Source organism: Rickettsia endosymbiont of Ceutorhynchus obstrictus, from assembly GCF_964026565.1.
Lineage (GTDB): Bacteria > Pseudomonadota > Alphaproteobacteria > Rickettsiales > Rickettsiaceae > Rickettsia.
This window is the reverse complement of record NZ_OZ032162.1, coordinates 1,381,311-1,399,532: the sequence shown is the minus strand read 5'-3', so window position 1 is coordinate 1,399,532 and position 18,222 is coordinate 1,381,311. Positions and strand designations below refer to the sequence as shown.

Sequence of the window (18,222 nt, the reverse complement as noted above, 5' to 3'; positions counted from 1 at the left end):
ATTTCAATGAGTATTGTTGTAAATCTAGACGTAATGCTTGCTAAAAGGAAAGTAAAACTTCAAGATTTAGCCGAAGCGGTGGGGATTACGGTTCAAAATTTATCGATTTTAAAAACCGGTAAAGCTAAAGCTATACGTTTTTCAACCCTTGAAAATATTTGCCAGTATCTCAACTGTCAACCCGGTGATATTTTAGAATTTCAAGAAGTTGAATCATAACGTTGTGCGGATACCTCAAATGTCTGAGCTGAGCGACTGAAAACCTTGTTGCATGGATCGAATTTTTGGTGTCATACCAGCGAAAGCTGGTATCTAACTTTTGTCATATTGTTAAGTAGATTCCCTCTTTTGGGCGTTGTTGCATGGCTCGAAAATTAATAAAAAAACTCGTCATTGCGAAGCCGCGAAGTGGCTGCGGCAATCCAGGCTATCCCGAATGTAATGAGGGATTTAATTAGAATACTAAACAAGTTTAGTATAAAAATATGTTTAACTGGATTGCCGCGTCGGCATAAATGCCTCCTCGCAATGACGATTCCGGTAGCCATGCAACAACGCCCCTCTTTCGAGGGAATGACACCGAGGGCGTTTGAAGTATCCACGCAAAATACCTCCTCGCAATATCGAATATGTAAGTTCCTCCATCCTTCAGATTCTGATATAATACATAGTTTTATTTGACATTTAAGCATAATATATATTATAACATATATTATAATATATAAATATGGTGTTATTATGAATTTACACATTTATTTAGAAGATAATTTGGGGCTTAAACTAACGAATTATTCAAAGCAGTTTCACCGTAAACGTAATTCAATTGTCAGAGAAGCAATAAAAGATTGGATTGATAGTCATGAAGGAAAAGAATGGTCAAAACTTATTATGGAATTTAAAGGTATTAAGGATTTTCCGGATGTTAAGACATTAAGGCAAAATCTTAATGAATCTAAAAAAGAATTATTTTAGGAAAATTTTTTATGTATCTACTTGATAGTTGTACTATTAGTGATTTTATGAGAGGAGATAGTGCTACTCTTAATAAAATTAAGATATTATCACCAACATTAATATATACTTCTACAATAACTCAAATGGAAATAACTTACGGATTATTAAGAAGATTTGAAAAAACGCATTCTTATTTTACGGTATTTAAAGAATTTTTATCCAACATTACCATACTTCCTTTTGATCAAAAAGCAGCAGTAGAGTGTTCTATGATGCGTAAAGTTTTAGAGAGTAAAGGTACTCCTATAGGAGCTTATGATATATTAATTGCTAGTATAGCAAAAGCAGAAGATCTTATATTGGTTACTTCTAATATTAACGAGTTTACTCGCATTGATAATCTTAAAATAGAAAATTGGCGGATTTAAGAAATTTACACAATTATAAAAAACCCACATGTCAGATTATACGGAAATTATGGGATATATTGCCGGTATATTAACTACGATTGCTTTTGTCCCGCAAGTAATTAAAACTTATCAATCTCGTTCTACTCAAAATATTTCATTATCTATGTATGTTATATATTGTACTAGTGTAGTATTATGGCTTATTTACGGTATTCTGATTAATTCATTTCCGCTTATTATAACAGAAACAATAACCTTAATCTTATCCGGAGCGATACTTATTATGAAATGCTTATGGAAATAGTCTGCAATCTATTTTCAAGAATTTTAAAAATTTTATTGTAATTTATATTTATAGCCCGTGCCAGCGTTTGATTAACTTAGTATCGATATCGAAAAAATCTAATACCCGAGTAACTGAATGGTTAATTATATCGCCTATTTTTTCAGGATTGCTATAAAAAGCCGGTACCGGCGGGGCGATTATTCCGCCGTAATTCGATATTTTTAGCATATTCTCCAAATATCCCGTATGAAGCGGGCTTTCCCTAACCATTAAAATAAGTTTTCTTTTGTCTTTTAACACTACTCCCGCTGCTCTGCTAATTAAATTATCTTCAAATGAATGGGCAATCGATGCTACGGTCTTCATACTACAAGGTGCTATTATCATGCCTAGCGTTTTAAACGAACCGCTTGAAATAGCGGCCCCCATATCCATAATATTATAATAATGATCGGCAAGGTGTTTAACTTCTTTTACTGAATATTTAGTTTCAGCAGTAATAGTAAGGTGGGCGGCGTTTGAAATAACTAAATGAGTTTCGATATTTTGCTCTTTTAATATTTCGAGTAGCCGAATGCCGTAGATAGCTCCCGATGCGCCGGAAATCGCTATAATTAGTTTTTTCTTTTGATCCATTTTAAATAAAAACCTTATCTTATTACTACAATATTTACATTATTCATCTTTAGCTTCTTTTCTGCGCTGCTCAATTAATTTATCTACCAAGCTTTCTTCAGAAGAATGATATTTATTAACTGTATTACGAGCTTTTTTTAGAATAAATCTTAAAGGAAGTATAATTTCCCCTTTTGCTCTGCATGTCATAATTAATTCTATATGTATTTAAAATAGTATATAATAATAATTTATCATAAGAAAGTTATAGTATCCAATAGTATTTTTAGAACTATAATAAATTGATTAGCATTAGGTTCTGTGAAGGGAATTATTTAGCAATGCTCGTTAATTGAGTCTGATATTTGTTGATTAACAGTATTTCATGTAGTACCATTATAGGTAAGGGAATTAAGAGGATAAATTATGACATATTTAATTGTTAGTGAATCTAGAAAAAGCTTATATAAATTAATTGATGATTGGGAAGATATAGAAGAAACCTTATTTGTAGCTTCTAATAAAAAATTAAGCGACTCAATTATTGAGGGGTTAAACACGCCTTTTGAAAAATGTACTAGAACCCTAGATTAATAATTTAAATAAAATGTATAGCTTGCACTTTGTCTAAAAATTCCTCAACCCCACTTCTATTAATTCGAGCGTTGTTGCATGGATCGGAAGTTGTTGCAAAAAGGTTGTCATTCCTAGCTCAAGGCGGGGCGTTGTTGCATGGCTCGAATTTTCGATGTCATTCCTAGCTCAAGGCGGGAATCCGGGAAGTCATATAAGCAAATTAAATAGTAGATTTATTATATAAATTTTGCTTGTTTTAAGTATTTTCTATATTCCCGCCTTGAGCGGCGTTGTTGCATGGCTACCGGAATCGTCATTGCGAGGAGGCATTTATGCCGACGCGGCAATCCAGTTAAACATATTTTTATACTAAACTTGTTTAGTATTCTAATTAAATCCCTCATTACATTCGGGATAGCCTGGATTGCCGCAGCCACTTCGCGGCTTCGCAATGACGAGTTTTTTTATTAATTTTCGAGCCATGCAACAACGCCGCCTTGAGCTAGGAATGACATCAAGAGCGTTTTTAACCATCCATGCAACAAGGCCATTAATTCGTCATACCTAATTATGCAAATTGCTAAAATATTATTACCGCTGCCGAAATTATTTCCGTTAGATTATATAGTCCCGACTCATCTAGATTTACATTTAGGGGATTTGGTAATAGTGCCTTTTAGAAATAAAGAGGTAACGGGGATAGTATGGGAATTAGAGGTTACAACAGATAAGGAAAAACTTAAAGCGGTAATAGAAAAAGTACCGTTGGAATTTAGGCTTAATTTAGAAATTTTAGAATTAATAAAATGGATGAGTGAGTATTATTTAAGTGAACTAGGAGGGGTTGCTAAATTAGTGCTGCCTATAGATATTGCCGAGAAACCGATTAAAGTTAAAGAACAAATAATAAATGCAGATTTTACGTTGCCTGATTTATCTAACGAACAGCAGCAGGCAATCAAGTTAATAAAGCAAACCGATAAACCTATCATAATCAAAGGAGTTACCGGCTCCGGTAAAACGGAAGTATATTTTAATTTAATCGCCGATTATTTACATCAAGGAAAGCAAGCGTTGATCATGCTGCCGGAGATTGCTCTTAGTATGCAAATTATTAATCGTTTCACCGAGCGTTTCGGTTTTGCGCCGGTAATATGGAATTCTTCCGTATCTAAAGCTCAAAAGAAAATGATTTTGCGGGGGATATTAAGTAATAAAATTAAAATAGTAATCGGCGCGCGAAGTAGTCTTTTTCTGCCGTATAAAAATCTTGGTCTAATCGTTATTGATGAGGAGCATGACGATTCTTATAAACAAGATGACGGCATATTATATAATGCACGAGATACGGCAATAATAAGGGCAGGATTTGATAAGGCGCAAATCGTTTTATGCTCCGCTACTCCTTCTATCGAAACAATATATAATGTAATTCAAGGGAAATATCAGTTAATTACTTTGGCTTCTAGGTATAAAGATGCTGCTCTGCCGACAATGCAAATAATTGATATGAAAAAAGAAAATTTAGCAAAAAATTCTTATTTATCGAAACCTTTAATAACAGCTATTCACGAAAATTTAAACAATAATAAGCAAATATTATTATTCCTTAATCGCCGAGGCTACGCACCTTTAATGCTATGCAAGCTTTGCGGTCATCGTTTTACTTGCAAATCTTGTTCTGCTTGGTTGGTGGTGCATAAACGAACCAAAAAACTCGAATGTCATCATTGCGGTTATCAAAGCAAAATTTATACTAGCTGTCCGGAATGCAAAGAGGAGGATTCATTAACAATTTGCGGACCCGGAATAGAGAGAATAGAGGAAGAGGCAAAAGCACTTTTCCCAAATAGTGTAATTGCGATAATTAGTAAAGATCACGCGGGGAAGCCGGAAAAAATAGCCGAGTTACTGCATAAAATGGAGCATTTGGAGATTGATATTTTGATAGGGACGCAAGTAATAACAAAAGGTTATCACTTCCCGAATCTTACTTTAGTGGGTGTAATAGATGCCGATCTCGGAAGTAGTAACGCCGATTTGCGATCAAGTGAGCGGACTTACCAGCTGCTTCATCAAGTAGGAGGCAGAGCAGGGAGAGGAGAGGCAAAAGGGACGGTGTTAATGCAAAGTTATTATCCCGATAATATGATTTTTGCCTATATTAAAAACCCCGATGAAGATGCATTTTTTCAATATGAGTTGCAAACAAGAAAAACTGCCGATATGCCGCCATTTACAAAAATGGCTTCAATAATTTTATCCGGTACCGATGAGCATAAAATACTTGAAATAGCTAAAAATTTGGTAAGGATTGCGCCAAGCAGTAGGGCAAAAATTCTTGGTCCCGCTAGCTCTTTAATGTCGAAACTTGCCGGTAAATATCGCTACCGAATACTCATAATAGTCGATAAAAAATTTAATTTGCAAAAATATTTAAAATTTTGGCTAAGTTTAATGAAAATTCCGGCTAGCTGTCAGGTGAAAATTGATATTGATCCTAAAAGTTTTTATTAAAGCTTAATGTCATTCTCGTTTAGTATTGTTGCGCGGAACGGAAAATAATAATTATAATCCACGCAATAACGCCATCTCTAGCTAGAAATGCTATAGAATACTTGAAATTATTTGGATATAATATTAAAATGAAAGGAAAATTAAAAAGATTAAATTTATGTATCCATTAGTAAGGCTAAGAAGAAATAGAAAAACCTTTTGGCTTCGCGAGATGCTCGCAGAAAATCGTTTAACGGTAAATGATTTAATATTGCCGTTATTTATTGTTGAAGGTCATAATGAAAGGCAAGAAATTAAAACCATGCCCGGTATATATCGTTTATCTATCGACCAAGTAATAGAGACTGCGAAACAAGCATATAAAATGGGCATTAATGCTATTGCTTTATTTCCTTGTATTGATGAGGAATTGAAAAGTGATAATGCCGATGAAGCTTACAATTTGGATAATTTAATTTGTCGAACGATACGCAGCATCAGGAATGCCGATATTGATATAGGTATTATCTGCGATGTGGCGTTAGACCCTTATACTACTCACTCGCATGACGGTATTTTACATAACGGTGAGGTAGATAATGATAGATCAGTTAAAGCCCTTTGCAATCAAGCATTAGTCCTTGCTAAAGCAGGTGCCGATATTGTTGCTCCTTCCGATATGATGGACGGGCGGATTATGGCTATCAGGGAGTATTTAGATCATGCAGGTTTTATAAATGTTAATATTCTTGCTTATGCCGCTAAATATGCCTCAAGTTTTTATGGACCTTTTCGAGATGGGTTAGGTAGTAATAAAAAAAATTATTTAGATAAGTCTAGCTATCAAATGGATATACGCAATATAAAAGAGGCGATGCTGGAAATAGAACATGATATCGCCGAAGGAGCTGATATAGTCATGATCAAGCCGGGTATGCCGTTTTTGGATGTTATTCGTGAGGCGGCAAATAATTTTAATACCAAAATTTTTGCCTATCAGGTTAGCGGTGAATATGCCATGCTAAAATTCGCAGCACAAGCCGGAGCGATCGAGTGGCATAAAAGTTTATTAGAATCGTTAATAAGTTTTAAACGAGCCGGCGCAAGTGCCATCTTTACTTATGCAGCGCTTGAGGCTGCGCAAATATTGAATATAAGGAAATGATGCAAGAAAAAATAGATATAAGCAGCCTTGTTAAAGCTCAAAAAGTTTTTGAAAGATTCCGTATTGATATGCAAACCGATCGAGATAAAGCAGGGGCAATCCAAGCGTTTGAATTTTGTTATGAGCTTAGCTGGAAAATGATGAAAAGATTTCTTTTGGCGCGGGGTATAGAAACTGGTTCACCAAAAACCGCCTTTAGAAGTGCTGCCTTAGAGGAAATTATTGTAGATCCTGAAATATGGTTTGAATTTCAAAAAAAACGTAATTTAACTTCTCATATTTATGAACAGAAAGTAGCAGAGGAAATTATTGAAATTTTTGATTTATTTTCAACTGAACTAGATAAGTTAATTGTTAAACTAAGTGAAAATCTATGATTCATATGGAACCTAAGCATTTTAAAATAGTGCAGGAAATTTTAGCAAAATATCCTTATAATTTTTATGCTTATGGTTCTAGGGTAAAAGGAAACCCTAGAAGGTTATCAGATTTGGATTTATGTTTTATCGAAAATATTCCTTGGAGTGTCCGGTCTCATATTGACGAAGATTTTGAAGAGTCGGATTTGCCTTTTATAGTGGAAGTAATTGATTATAACAAATGTGGTGAAGATTTTCGCAAGTTGATAAAAGATGATTTGCAATTAGTACAAAATAAAAACAAAGAACAATAATTATGAATAAACAAAAGCAAACGAATATTATTAAAATAATTATCGGTATCGGTTTAGTAATAGGAGTAATTTCCTTATATTTGTTATTATCAATAGAAATGCCTAAAAAACCTCTTGCCGGTCAGGGAAATATGTATGGTAATATGCATGACGGTGAAGTTCAGATCGGCGGCAATTTTGAGTTGATAGATCAAGGCGGGAAAATATTTAACAGTAATAGCCTAAAAGGAAAATTAAGTTTAATTTACTTTGGTTTTACTTACTGTCCCGATATTTGCCCGACTTCCTTGCAAAAAATAACAGAAGTTGTAAATAGCCTTGATAAATACGACGTGGATGTTACGCCGGTATTTATTACTATTGACCCAAGGCGCGATACTCCTGTTGTTCTTAAAGAATATTTAAAACATTTTTCTCCTAAATTTATCGGTCTTACCGGCAGTGAAGAACAAATTAAAGAGACGGCTGATAAATTTAAAGTATATTATGCTGTCGCAAATCATGATAGTGATAAGTCAAGTTATATGATTGATCACTCATCTTTTGTTTATTTAATGGATGCAGAAGGTAAATATTTGAAGCATTTTTATTTAGATTCTCCTCCTAATGAAATAATAGATTTTTTAAGAGTAATTAATTCCGCAAATAGAAAAAATTAAATGGACAATTATTTACTATTATCATATTTATTTACTTTTTTAGTTCTTGCGTTAATTTTAATTAAAACGTGGCTTAACTATAAAAAGAAGTAAATTTTCAAAAGAGTTTTGATGCAAAAAGGGGTAAAAAATAGATTAATAGCAATAATAATTTGTTTGTTCTTAGCAGCATCAGGTATATGTATTATATTATATAATTTAGAGAAAAATATAATTTTTTTTCTGCCGCCGTCTAAAATTAATGAAATTGATAATACCAAAGAATTTAGAGTAGGGGGGCTTGTAAAAGTAGCTTCAATAAATAAAATCGAGGCAGATAAAATTAGTTTTATTATCACCGACAATATTAAAGATTTAGAAATATTTTATAAAGGTGTACTTCCTGCTCTATTTCGTGAAAATCAAGGTATAATAGCTATAGGAAAATTATCAAATAATAAATTTATTGCTCGGCAATTATTAACCAAACATGATGAAAATTACTATCCACCGACAATACAAAACAATACAAAAAAAGAGTAAATATGTTAATCAATAAAATTAAAGCAAAAGCAAACGCCGAGGAAATAAACGTAATTATTGAAATTCCGATGAATGATAAGCCGGTTAAATACGAATTTGATAAAGAATCGGGAGCAATTTTTGTTGATAGATTTATGCAAACCTCGATGAGCTATCCTTGTAATTACGGCTTTATTCCGCACACGCTTTCCAATGACGGCGATCCGGTAGACGTGCTTGTTATAGCGCCTTATCCGGTGATACCGGGCTGCGTTATTAAATGTCGCTCTATCGGAGTATTAATGATGGAAGACGAGTCGGGCTTAGATGAAAAAATTATTGCGGTGCCTGCCTCTAAGCTTGATATTACTTTTGATAATATAAAAGAATTAGAAGATATATCGGACATGCTCAAACAACGAATCGTACATTTTTTTGAGCATTATAAAGATTTAGAAAAAGGTAAATGGGTGAAAGTTACCGGATGGGAAAATGCAGTGAAAGCTCAAGCTTTGATTGAAGAAGGGATTGATAGAGCAAGAAAATAATACAATACTTTTGACATGTGAGCTTGATTGGAGTACAATAAAAGAAAAATAAAATTATGCAAGTAACTCATAATAATAAAAATTCTCTTAAAAGTGAAAGAATGCAAATAAGAATAGACTTTGATTCTTATAACATTTTAAAGCAAGCTGCCTCTTTCTCACATGAAACTTTAAGCAGTTTTATTAAAAATGTTTCTTTAATAAAAGCAAAAGAAATTATAAATGAACATGAAAATATATATTTATCAAAAGATGATTGGAGTAAATTTTTAGAAGTCTTAGAGAATCCTCCTTTACCTAATGAAAATTTAAAAAATGCATTAAAAAAATATCGTAAATCTGCAGGTCATGCATAGATTTATACTATTAAATAAAAGTGAACATGATAGATCAACATTTTTATGCGGTGTTGATGAGCTTGATGAATATTTAAAAAAATACTCCATACAAGATATGAAGAGTAAGCTGAATAAGGTTTTTGTCTCTTTGGAGCAAAATAATCAACTTTCAGGTTTTTATACATTAAGTCCTACTTCATTTCAAAGAGATAATTTATCGTTATCTGAACAAAAGAAGTTACAGCTAAATTCAGAAAGATTTAGACAATGTGAATTTAAAGGTGAGCCTGCGCAGCGTATAATAATACGTGAGCACAGGCGAATCCAGAAAAATTCGCTTGTATCAAGCGATCGAGATGACGCTGTACCGTATTATCCTTTACCCGGGATATTAATCGGAAAGCTGGCAGTAGATATGAAATATCAAGGTTTGGGTATCGGTTCAGAGCTTCTTATAGATGCCCTGAAAAGAATATATATTGCTAGTAAAAATGTTTTTGGTATCTATGCGGTAATAGTAGAAGCTAAGAATGACAAAGCTAAATTATTTTATGAGCATTTTGGTTTTATAAATTTTCATAATAAACCAAAATCTTTATACTTACCGATTAAAACTATAGAAATATTATTGTCTAAATAAAGGTTTATTATGGATACTATAAATTACTCTGTGCTTCGTGGCAATCTTGCTAGTATTTTTGATAAAGTAAACGAAAATCATTCTCCTATAATCGTTACTCGTCAAAAAGGTAAACCGTCGGTAATTATTTCTTTGGAAGATTTCAAATCATATGAAGAAACAGCTTATTTAATGGCCAGTCCCCCCAATTTTAAGTGCTTAAATAAAGCTATAAACGAGATAGAACAAAATAAGGTTACACGTCAAGAGTTAAGCTACTTATGAGAAACACACAGTGAGCTTATTTCGTTCAGGGATTATAGTAGCTTTTTTTACGTTAATTTCTCGTATTTTCGGTCTAGCGCGGGAGTTATTTATTGCTTCATTATTCGGTTCGACAAATATTGCCGACGGCGTTAACGTGGCTTTTAAACTTCCAAATTTATTTAGACGAATTTTTGCCGAAGGAGCGCTTTCAAACGTATTTGTTCCGATCTTTAACGAGAAAATGTTAACCTCAAAAAAGGCTGCTAGCTATTTTACCGGTGAGGTTTTTACTATTTTATTATTAACTTTAATAATTTTAATAGTATTAATGCAAATTTTTATGCCCTCGCTAATGTTTATTATCGCTCCCGGCTTTCACGGCAACGCGGAAAAATTTACTCTGACGGTTTTGCTGTGCCGTATTACTATGCCGTATTTGATATTTATCTCTATAACTGCTTTGTTTGGCGGAATTTTAAATTCGGTAAAGAAATTTGCCGCCTTTGCTTTTGTCCCTAGCATTCTAAGCATCTGCGTAATAATTTGTACTTTATGGCTAGATAATTATTTAGAATCCGTAATAGCAATAAGTATGTCTTTAATAATTGCGGGTATATTACAAGTTTCGTTTATGTTTATTTGTGTAAAAAGAGCCGGCTTAGTTTTTCCGTTAGTTTTTAAACCCCAAGATAAGGATGTAAAAAAGTTTTTAATTAATATGGGACCGGCGGCTATTAGCTCAGGCGTTCAACAATTAAATCTTTTTATTTCTCAGTCTCTCGCTAGTTTTATCGAAGGAGCAATTTCCATATTATCATATGCCGATAGAATATATCAATTCCCACTGTCGATGATAGGTACTAGTTTTGCTACTATATTATTGCCGGAATTATCCAGAGTCTATAAGTTAAATGATTTTAAGGCAGCTGTCAAAATTCAAAATAACGCAATTAAAATGGGGTTGTTACTATCCCTGCCTGCTACTTTCGGTATTATTATTTTATCGCATCCTATAATTCATGTAATTTATGAGCGAGGGCTTTTTACCCCGCAAGATACAATTTATACTGCAGAGGCGATTTCTGCTTTTGCGCTGGGTCTTCCGGCTTTTATCTTAGCAAAAATTTTGACTCCTATTTTTTATGCTAACGGAGATACTAAAACTCCGCTTAAGATAACTTTATACTCACTTATCGTTAACACATTGCTTAATATCATTTTAATGGTTCCTTTAAAACATATCGGGATTGCTGTTGGAACTTCCGTAGCGGCATGGTATAATTTATGGCTATTATATAGTTATAGTAAAAAACAAAATAAATTTTATATAGAGTCTGAAGTAAAAATTTTTTGTTATAAAATCTTAGCTAATTGTTTAATAATGATTTTAGTAATTTGGCTAATAAAATCTTGTTATCAAGAATATTTTTATTCTGAATATTTATTAGTTAAAATTTTTGCTTTAGGCGGAACTATTTTAGCCGGCATAACTGTTTTTTTCGGTTTGGCTTTTTTATTTAAGTTACATTACTCCGGGGATAGTCATTGCAAGGAGCCGTAGGCTTTGCTGCATGGCTCGAATTTTTGCAAAGTGTTTCGGTGTCATGCCGTGGCTTGACCCACTACTGTACGAACGTTGAAAAAAGGCTGTGTCATGCCGTGACTTGACCACGGCATCCAGTCTTTTTATTAAGATTTTTCTGGATACCGTGGTCAAGCCACGGTATGACACCGTACTTATAATAACCATAATACGGTAAATTATTAGCCATGCAACAACGCCTATGCCTCCTCGCAATGACGATTTTTTTAAATGTGGTTTCGATCCACAATTATACCGCTCACTTAAGAAAGATAACTAAAATGATTACAACCAATAAAAATGAATCAAATTACCAAGATTTGTTAAAGAGCTTGGCTATTATAGCGATGATCATCGATCATGCGGGGCTTTACTTATATCCTGAAGTGACGGTTATGAGAGTTATCGGGCGGATAAGTATGCCGGTTTTTTGCTTTTTTGCCGGATATAATTTTCATGATAAGCCAAAACATAAAATAATAATATTCGGTGTTTTGTTACAGATATATACTACTATATTATTTAACCAATTTCTTACCGCCAATATTTTAATTCCTATTTATTTAGGGCAATGGTATCTTTACTATTTTCGCAATGACTTAAATAACTTCTTTTATTGCGGTTATTGTCATGCCGTAGTGCTTGCGATGTTATGGTGCGTTAGCTGGTTTCTTATTGACTACGGTACCGTCGTGATTGCTGTTATGGTGCTGGGGTATATTGCCAAACATGATCCGTTGAATTTGCGGCTTTGTGTTTTTGTCTCGCTAGTGATTTCGTTATTGCATACGGTGACCGGTTTTAATTTGTCCGATGCTTATATTATTTTGACGATTATTTTATCAATCACTGTCTATATATTGATGGTAACAAGAGATTTTACTCAAAAAACTATAATAAACTTAAAATGGATAAGTCGCCATACTATCGGTATTTATTGTATTGATTTGGCAATTATGGAGTTCATCTTTGTTTACACCTATACCGCCGGTTTGAAGAATTGGTGGCTTTTAGGGTAAGGATTATATTTTATCCTTTGCCCCTATTTGCCTTTTTGTTAGGTGTCATAGATATTGTAGAAGAGTAGGTATTATTTTCCTTTGCAGTAATAGTGTCGCTTACTTTTTGTATAATTTCTAAATCGGTTGTAGAAAGAAAATCTACCGATAAAGGCTCTATTGATTTTTTGATGTCTTTATTAAGGTTTTTATTTTTTTCAATTGCTCTCTTCATTTCTTCATATTTACCTTTAGTTACCGGTAAAGTATAAATATTACCTTCTCGCTCAATATAACCTATTGCATTTTTATCTGTGCCGGAAAATTTTAAACCAAGTGGATTACTTAACTTTATAAGCTGCCCTTGCTCATTGTAATGAACGGTAAAGTAAACTGCTTTACTTAGCAGCATATTTTGACCGTGATGATCCTGCAAAACTAAAGAAAGATTAATAGAGGTTTCAGGAGAATCGATATTTATAGGAAAATCTATTTTTCTATGAATAAAGATAGTTTTTTCTTCATCATTCTCGGTAATATTAATTGGAATATTTATAGTTGTTTCAGTTAAAGTAAATAATTCTTTATCATCTTTTTTTATGGTTTTTGTTTTAATAGATTCTTTATTTGTGGTTTTTGCTCTATCCCAATTTATGGGCCGGAAATCAGCTGCCGCAAGAAGTTTTTTATATCCTGATATCTCTAAGCTATTGATTTTATTCTCAAAATCTTTTTGTATAAGATAATTGTCTTTTATTTTATTCTCACCGAATTTTTTTTGAAAAGCAGCTAATATTGCTTGCTGCTTATTTAAAATATTTTCTTGTAATACGCTAAGGAGATTATTTGCTTTCTGATTAATAATATCTCGACTTAGCTTAGAAATTTTGGATGTAGTAACTTTATTGTCTTCTGTTACTCTTTGTTTTAGTTTTCCTTCTAGTTCTTCAATTTTTCTAGTTAAGTTTAATATTATTTCTGTTTTAATAGATTTTCTTAAATCGGCAATTTTTTCTATTAAATGCTTCTCGACATTACTTTTTTTAAGAAAAATACCTCGAAGGGATTTATCACTTAATTTAAGTTTTTTCCCGCCTTTTTTTCCTTTTTCATAATTAATAATTTTCTCAAAATGGTCGGGATATTCTTGAATTAATATTTTTAACTGTTTTTCATCTATTTGATAGTAAGGAGAAGTAAATTTTTTAGTTATTAAAGTGCTTAATTTAACTTCTAAGCCGTATTCTTTTAATGATTCTTGTCTCTTTTTAATAATAGTTTTAAAGGAATTTTTAATTTCTTCCGGTGTAACTTCTTGTGGCTTTTTATCGTTAAATATTTTAGGCATTGCTTGTTTTGCCCAAGCAGCTAGGGCGTCGTTGCTATAATATTTAGACATTTCTTCAAAACTTTTATCTATAGTGCTATCTAGATTATTTTTGGAAGCTGCTAGCAAACTATCGGCAAATTCAGGGTTATTGCTTCGGAGATATGACGGAAATTCTCTAAAATGGTTGGTAGGACCAAAGCCGGGCAGGTGTTTCATTCTGGAATTAGGATGAATCTTATTTGTTAATTTATCAAGGCTGCCGGCAAAATCTATTCGCACCATTTGGGGTAAAAGGTTAGAGGTTTTAGTATCTCTAATAATTCCTATATTACCGGCATGGATATCAAAATCACCGATTAATAAACTTGCCGGCATAACTTTTTCAAAACCTTGATATTTAAGTTGTTCAAATGCTTTGTCATAAGTTCTATGTACTAAGTTTCTTGTTCCCATAAAAAGAGGTCTGCCGCCGTCTTTTCTAAACCAAGAATTTGGTTTAGTTGCAGGAGACATATATTTATCCATGTCAACATACATGTCATTGCTATAATTTTTAAAGAATTCAGATTTTACATAGATATTAGAATCGGTATTTTTTGATTTTTCTCCGCGAGATATTTTATCTTCTAACCGATTCGGAGCAAGGATAGAAACTTGTGCGCCGTTACCCGGGCTTATTGCTTCAAAAATTTTTGAGCCTAAAAATTCCGATATATTTTTTGCAGGTAAGCCCTCTTTTTTTATCATGGCTTTGGTTTTGGCGTCTATGCTTTCATATACACCGCCATACTCTCCGGATTCGTTAGCTCCTCCTTCTTTACCTTTTAAAAACTTCCATCCTTTAAACTGTGATTTATTAGACATTATCTTTTCTCTTATGGTTTTAAAAATCGGAAACAAGAAGTAATATGATCGTTAACTACACCGATTGCTTGCAAAAATGCGTAACAAGTAACAGGACCAAAAAACTTAAAGCCTCTAGCTTTTAAGTCTTTGCTAATTATTAAAGATAGGTCTGTTTGAGTCGGAATATCCGATAGCATATTAAAATTATTATAAATAACTTCACCCTGTGTAAAGTGCCAAATATAATTACTAAAGCTTTTAAATTCATTTCTAATTTGTAAAAAAACTTGCGCATTACTAATTGATGCTTCAATTTTCAGCTTATTCCGTATAATACCGGAATTTTGTAATAATAAATGTTTTTTTGTATCGTTGTAAGCGGCTACTTTAACAAAATCAAAATTATCATAGGCGTTGCGATAATTTTCTTGCTTTTTTAAAATAGTTGACCAGCTAAGACCGGCTTGAGCAGTTTCAAGTATAATAAACTCAAATAACTTTTGATCATCATAGACAGGATTCCCCCATTCTAAATCATGATAAAGAATATCTAATTCACTTTTAGTCCATCCGCAACGTTGCATTTTTATAATTTTTTTTTGTGATGTTATTCCACGCGGTATTGTTGCGTGGAACGAAAATTGCTATATTTCGGTATTCTTTAAAAGTACCGCGGTGTCATCTAGTTGCTTGACCGGCTTTGTTGCATGGATGGTTAAAAACGCTTAAAACTTGTCATACCGTGGCTTGACCACGGTATCCAGAAAAAATTAAAAAGCCTGACTGGATGCCGTGGTCAAGCCACGGCATGACATCGCGGTACTTTTAAAGAATACCCAAAATATAGCAATTTTCGATCCATGCAACAACGCCGGCTTGACCACGGCATCCAGTCTTTTTATTAAGGCTTTTTCCGGATACCGTGGGAGGGGCCACGGTATGACACCATACTTGTAATAACTATAATGCGGTAAATTATGAGCCATGCAACAAGGCTATTGTCGCGTAGGAATGACATCAGTCCAAATCCTGCAAGTTATACAGTATAAATTACAACCCTAATTTTCGAGGCTTATAATATTTAACCCAAATATCTACTAGTAATTTGGTAATAATAATTGCCGAGAACATCGAAGAAATAATACCGATTGTTAGCGTAACCGCGAAGCCTTTTATTGCTCCGACACCGAATATGTAAAGTAAAAAGGCGACGATCAAGGTCGTAATATTGGAATCAAGAATAGTAGCAAAAGCAGATTCAAAACCTATTTTGATTGAATAAAGATTTGAAGCTCCTTTGCGTAGCTCTTCTTTGATTCTTTCATAAATTAATACGTTAGCATCAACTGCCATGCCGATCGTTAATATTATGCCGGCAATTCCGGGTAACGTTAATGTTGCCTGAAAAAGAGACAATAATGCTAAAATATATAGCATTGCAATGCTTAAGGCAATATTAGCAAACAGTCCTAACACACCGTATGACCAAATCATAAATATTACTACGGCAATAAAGCCGATAATCCCGGCTTTTTTACCGGCTTCGATAGAATCAGCGCCGAGATTCGGACCGATACTTCTTTCTTCTATTATTTTTAGCGGGGCAGGGAGTGAACCGGCTCTAAGTAATAAGGATAATTCATTTGCCGATTCGACGGTGAAATTACCGGAAATTATGCCGTTACCGCCTAAAATCGGCTCATTTATTACCGGTGCGCTAAGTAATTTATTATCCAGCACGATAGCCAAACGTTTACCGGCATTATTTTTAGTTATTTCGCCGAATAATTTACTACCTAAATTATTGAAGGAAAAAGCCACCACCGGCTGTGAATTTTGATTAAAAGAGGCTGAAGCATTAGTCAGTTGATCACCGCCTAAAATAGCTTTTTTCTTGATAACTACATAATATTCTTGATTATTCTCGCTTTCTCCTTTCACTAAAATCGAGCCGCTAGGCACATGCCCCTTAACCGCTTCTTCTATATTTGCCGTTTCATCGACTAAATGAAAAGTTAGCTTTGCGGTTTTGCCTAAGATATTTTTTAAGTGAGTCGGGTCTTCCTCGCCCGGTACTTGCAATAATATATGTTTATCGCCTTGTCTATGCAAGGTAGGTTCTTTTGTGCCGGTACTGTCAACCCGCATCCGAACAACCTCAATAGATTGATCGACTACTTCATTAAGAAGATGATCTAATTTTGCATCGCTATAGCTAAGCTTAAGTTTATTATCTTCATAGTCAATAGTAATTTCAGAATCGATTTTATTAACGATGTTTTTGACTAGTTTCAATTCTTCAGAGTTACGCAATTCTAATTGCAGAATATTTTGTCTAATTGTAAGATTTTTATAACCTATTTTATCTTCTCGAAAAGATTTTCGTAAAGTATCGGCTAAATTCTCCATCGAGTCGTTTAAATAACTATCAAAATCTACGTCTAATAATAGATGCGCTCCGCCTCGGAGATCGAGTCCTAAATTCACCGTATTATGCGGTAAAAATCTAGAATTTACCGCTATAAAATTAGGCAAAGCGCAGATAATCGCAATTATTGTACATATAATAGAAAGAAAAATTTTCCCTTTAGGAAGATTTTGCACTGATTACCTTCTTATCTTTTTTATTAATATCTTTCTTGTTGGTTTTAATTTCTTTCGGGCGACTGGTAATATCAACAATTGCGCTTTTTAAGATTTTAATATGGACGTCTTTAGCTATTTCAACTTCAATTTTATTATCCGTATCGTTAACTTTACTGACTGTTCCGAAAATACCGCTATTTGTTAAAATCTCTTCACCTTTTTTTACGTCGCTAACTAAACTTTCTCTTTGACGGCGGCGTTTTTCTTGCGGGCGAAGTAATAAAAAATAAAATACCGCGAAAATTAACACCATCGGGATCAAGCTAGTCCATCCTGACGGAGCTTGTGCCGTTTCTACCGGCACGACTTCCGTTTCCTGTATTTCTATTATATCGCTATTATTTGCTGTATTAGTTTCGTTAGACGACATATTTCCCTCTACATATTTTAAATTTTAGTATGTTAAAAATAGCTTCTGAATAGTTTTTATGCAAGGGAAAATAAACGAAAATTTTACATAGGAAAGGGATAGGTGGCTTATATGGCTCGGTGTCATGCCGTGGCTTGACCCACTACTGTACGAACGTTTAAATAAAGAGGTAAAAATTCTGTCATTCCGTGGCTACGACCACGGAATCCAGCTTTATAATATCATAAAAAGATTCTAAAATAAGTCTAATATGGCTTTATTTTCCTGGATGCCGTGATCAAGTCACGGCATGACACAGCCTTTTTTCAACGTTCGTACAGTAGTGGGCTTGACCACGGTATGA

The 18,222-nt window shown here is 33.5% G+C and carries 29 protein-coding genes; 20 read left to right on the top strand and 9 right to left on the bottom strand.

The genetic code is table 11. The features are described 5' to 3' along the window. Window positions 1-6: 6 nt before the first annotated feature. The 5 genes from AAGD64_RS08005 (at window position 7) to AAGD64_RS07985 (ending at window position 1,668) form a co-directional block, all read left to right on the top strand. Entirely contained in the window at window positions 7-219 is a 213-nt protein-coding gene (locus tag AAGD64_RS08005; RefSeq protein ID WP_341793029.1) for a helix-turn-helix transcriptional regulator, read from the top strand. A 189-nt stretch (window positions 220-408) separates the two neighbouring features. Continuing rightward, window positions 409-681 (top strand): hypothetical protein, encoded by a 273-nt coding sequence (locus AAGD64_RS08000; RefSeq protein ID WP_341793028.1) that lies wholly within the window; start codon window positions 409-411, stop codon window positions 679-681. A gap of 57 nt (window positions 682-738) precedes the next feature. Continuing rightward, window positions 739-972 (top strand): hypothetical protein, encoded by a 234-nt coding sequence (locus AAGD64_RS07995; protein WP_341793027.1) that lies wholly within the window; start codon window positions 739-741, stop codon window positions 970-972. A gap of 11 nt (window positions 973-983) precedes the next feature. After that, entirely contained in the window at window positions 984-1,382 is a 399-nt protein-coding gene (locus AAGD64_RS07990; RefSeq protein ID WP_341793026.1) for a PIN domain-containing protein, read from the top strand. A gap of 28 nt (window positions 1,383-1,410) precedes the next feature. After that, window positions 1,411-1,668, top strand: coding sequence for a SemiSWEET transporter (locus AAGD64_RS07985; protein ID WP_253308534.1), 258 nt, complete (start codon window positions 1,411-1,413; stop codon window positions 1,666-1,668). A 48-nt stretch (window positions 1,669-1,716) separates the two neighbouring features. Here AAGD64_RS07985 and AAGD64_RS07980 read toward each other — a convergent pair whose 3' ends face one another. Together AAGD64_RS07980 and AAGD64_RS07975 are read right to left on the bottom strand one after the other, a co-directional pair. Continuing rightward, window positions 1,717-2,286: a UbiX family flavin prenyltransferase gene (locus AAGD64_RS07980; RefSeq protein WP_253308535.1), complete on the bottom strand. Its 570-nt coding sequence runs from the start codon at window positions 2,284-2,286 to the stop codon at window positions 1,717-1,719. Window positions 2,287-2,325: 39 nt separating this feature from the next. Further along, on the bottom strand, window positions 2,326-2,475 hold the full coding sequence (locus AAGD64_RS07975; protein WP_253308536.1) for a hypothetical protein: 150 nt from the start codon (window positions 2,473-2,475) through the stop codon (window positions 2,326-2,328). 216 nt (window positions 2,476-2,691) lie between these two features. Here AAGD64_RS07975 and AAGD64_RS07970 point away from each other — a divergent pair, with 216 nt between their 5' ends. Both AAGD64_RS07970 and AAGD64_RS07965 read left to right on the top strand, forming a co-directional pair. Continuing rightward, window positions 2,692-2,859, top strand: coding sequence for a hypothetical protein (locus tag AAGD64_RS07970; protein WP_253308537.1), 168 nt, complete (start codon window positions 2,692-2,694; stop codon window positions 2,857-2,859). 29 nt (window positions 2,860-2,888) lie between these two features. Beyond that, on the top strand, window positions 2,889-3,026 hold the full coding sequence (locus tag AAGD64_RS07965; protein ID WP_341793025.1) for a hypothetical protein: 138 nt from the start codon (window positions 2,889-2,891) through the stop codon (window positions 3,024-3,026). Window positions 3,027-3,077: 51 nt separating this feature from the next. Here the strand turns inward: AAGD64_RS07965 and AAGD64_RS07960 are convergent, their stop codons facing one another. After that, the gene (locus AAGD64_RS07960; RefSeq protein WP_341793024.1) at window positions 3,078-3,278 is read right to left on the bottom strand and encodes a hypothetical protein; all 201 of its coding nucleotides are present in this window, start codon (window positions 3,276-3,278) and stop codon (window positions 3,078-3,080) included. On the opposite strand from AAGD64_RS07960, the gene AAGD64_RS07955 reads away from it, so the two are divergent. The 12 genes from AAGD64_RS07955 to murJ all read left to right on the top strand — a co-directional run bounded on the left by AAGD64_RS07955 (window position 3,266) and on the right by murJ (window position 11,668). Continuing rightward, window positions 3,266-3,409, top strand: coding sequence for a hypothetical protein (locus AAGD64_RS07955; protein WP_341793023.1), 144 nt, complete (start codon window positions 3,266-3,268; stop codon window positions 3,407-3,409). The genes AAGD64_RS07960 and AAGD64_RS07955 overlap by 13 nt on opposite strands. Window positions 3,410-3,411: 2 nt before the next feature. After that, complete coding sequence (locus AAGD64_RS07950) at window positions 3,412-5,358, top strand: primosomal protein N' (RefSeq protein ID WP_341793022.1); 1,947 nt, start codon at window positions 3,412-3,414, stop codon at window positions 5,356-5,358. A 157-nt stretch (window positions 5,359-5,515) separates the two neighbouring features. Further along, window positions 5,516-6,502: a porphobilinogen synthase gene (hemB, locus tag AAGD64_RS07945; RefSeq protein WP_253308539.1), complete on the top strand. Its 987-nt coding sequence runs from the start codon at window positions 5,516-5,518 to the stop codon at window positions 6,500-6,502. Continuing rightward, the gene (locus tag AAGD64_RS07940; protein ID WP_341793021.1) at window positions 6,502-6,879 is read left to right on the top strand and encodes an HI0074 family nucleotidyltransferase substrate-binding subunit; all 378 of its coding nucleotides are present in this window, start codon (window positions 6,502-6,504) and stop codon (window positions 6,877-6,879) included. The genes hemB and AAGD64_RS07940 overlap by 1 nt, the downstream gene beginning before the upstream one ends. Window positions 6,880-6,884: 5 nt before the next feature. Continuing rightward, the gene (locus AAGD64_RS07935) at window positions 6,885-7,175 is read left to right on the top strand and encodes a nucleotidyltransferase family protein (RefSeq protein WP_341793020.1); all 291 of its coding nucleotides are present in this window, start codon (window positions 6,885-6,887) and stop codon (window positions 7,173-7,175) included. Between the two features lie 2 nt (window positions 7,176-7,177). After that, entirely contained in the window at window positions 7,178-7,834 is a 657-nt protein-coding gene (locus AAGD64_RS07930) for an SCO family protein (protein ID WP_341793019.1), read from the top strand. Between the two features lie 111 nt (window positions 7,835-7,945). Next, window positions 7,946-8,356, top strand: coding sequence for a cytochrome c maturation protein CcmE (ccmE, locus tag AAGD64_RS07925; protein ID WP_253308543.1), 411 nt, complete (start codon window positions 7,946-7,948; stop codon window positions 8,354-8,356). Window positions 8,357-8,358: 2 nt separating this feature from the next. Then, window positions 8,359-8,883, top strand: a complete 525-nt coding sequence (gene ppa / locus AAGD64_RS07920) for an inorganic diphosphatase (RefSeq protein ID WP_253308544.1) — start codon at window positions 8,359-8,361, stop codon at window positions 8,881-8,883. A 56-nt stretch (window positions 8,884-8,939) separates the two neighbouring features. Then, window positions 8,940-9,239, top strand: coding sequence for a DUF1778 domain-containing protein (locus AAGD64_RS07915; protein WP_253308545.1), 300 nt, complete (start codon window positions 8,940-8,942; stop codon window positions 9,237-9,239). After that, a complete protein-coding gene (locus tag AAGD64_RS10640; RefSeq protein ID WP_410526069.1) occupies window positions 9,232-9,861 on the top strand; it encodes a GNAT family N-acetyltransferase in 630 nt (209 codons plus the stop codon). The genes AAGD64_RS07915 and AAGD64_RS10640 overlap by 8 nt, the downstream gene beginning before the upstream one ends. A gap of 9 nt (window positions 9,862-9,870) precedes the next feature. Further along, window positions 9,871-10,125, top strand: a complete 255-nt coding sequence (locus AAGD64_RS07900; protein WP_341793018.1) for a type II toxin-antitoxin system prevent-host-death family antitoxin — start codon at window positions 9,871-9,873, stop codon at window positions 10,123-10,125. A gap of 10 nt (window positions 10,126-10,135) precedes the next feature. Continuing rightward, a complete protein-coding gene (gene murJ, locus AAGD64_RS07895) occupies window positions 10,136-11,668 on the top strand; it encodes a murein biosynthesis integral membrane protein MurJ (RefSeq protein ID WP_341793017.1) in 1,533 nt (510 codons plus the stop codon). On the opposite strand, the gene AAGD64_RS07890 is transcribed toward murJ, so the two are convergent. After that, window positions 11,630-11,779: a hypothetical protein gene (locus tag AAGD64_RS07890; RefSeq protein ID WP_341793016.1), complete on the bottom strand. Its 150-nt coding sequence runs from the start codon at window positions 11,777-11,779 to the stop codon at window positions 11,630-11,632. The genes murJ and AAGD64_RS07890 overlap by 39 nt on opposite strands. Before the next feature lie 191 nt (window positions 11,780-11,970). Here AAGD64_RS07890 and AAGD64_RS07885 point away from each other — a divergent pair, with 191 nt between their 5' ends. Next, the gene (locus AAGD64_RS07885) at window positions 11,971-12,708 is read left to right on the top strand and encodes a TraX family protein (RefSeq protein ID WP_253308549.1); all 738 of its coding nucleotides are present in this window, start codon (window positions 11,971-11,973) and stop codon (window positions 12,706-12,708) included. 10 nt (window positions 12,709-12,718) lie between these two features. Here the strand turns inward: AAGD64_RS07885 and AAGD64_RS07880 are convergent, their stop codons facing one another. From AAGD64_RS07880 to yajC, 5 genes are all read right to left on the bottom strand, one after another. Further along, entirely contained in the window at window positions 12,719-14,881 is a 2,163-nt protein-coding gene (locus AAGD64_RS07880) for a Sca4 family protein (RefSeq protein ID WP_341793015.1), read from the bottom strand. Window positions 14,882-14,892: 11 nt separating this feature from the next. After that, window positions 14,893-15,447, bottom strand: coding sequence for a DNA-3-methyladenine glycosylase I (locus tag AAGD64_RS07875; protein WP_341793014.1), 555 nt, complete (start codon window positions 15,445-15,447; stop codon window positions 14,893-14,895). Window positions 15,448-15,633: 186 nt separating this feature from the next. After that, on the bottom strand, window positions 15,634-15,849 hold the full coding sequence (locus AAGD64_RS07870) for a hypothetical protein (RefSeq protein WP_341793013.1): 216 nt from the start codon (window positions 15,847-15,849) through the stop codon (window positions 15,634-15,636). Window positions 15,850-15,913: 64 nt separating this feature from the next. After that, the gene (gene secD / locus AAGD64_RS07865) at window positions 15,914-17,467 is read right to left on the bottom strand and encodes a protein translocase subunit SecD (RefSeq protein ID WP_253308552.1); all 1,554 of its coding nucleotides are present in this window, start codon (window positions 17,465-17,467) and stop codon (window positions 15,914-15,916) included. Beyond that, on the bottom strand, window positions 17,451-17,879 hold the full coding sequence (yajC, locus tag AAGD64_RS07860; protein ID WP_253308553.1) for a preprotein translocase subunit YajC: 429 nt from the start codon (window positions 17,877-17,879) through the stop codon (window positions 17,451-17,453). The genes secD and yajC overlap by 17 nt, the downstream gene beginning before the upstream one ends. Between the last annotated feature and the right edge of the window lie 343 nt (window positions 17,880-18,222).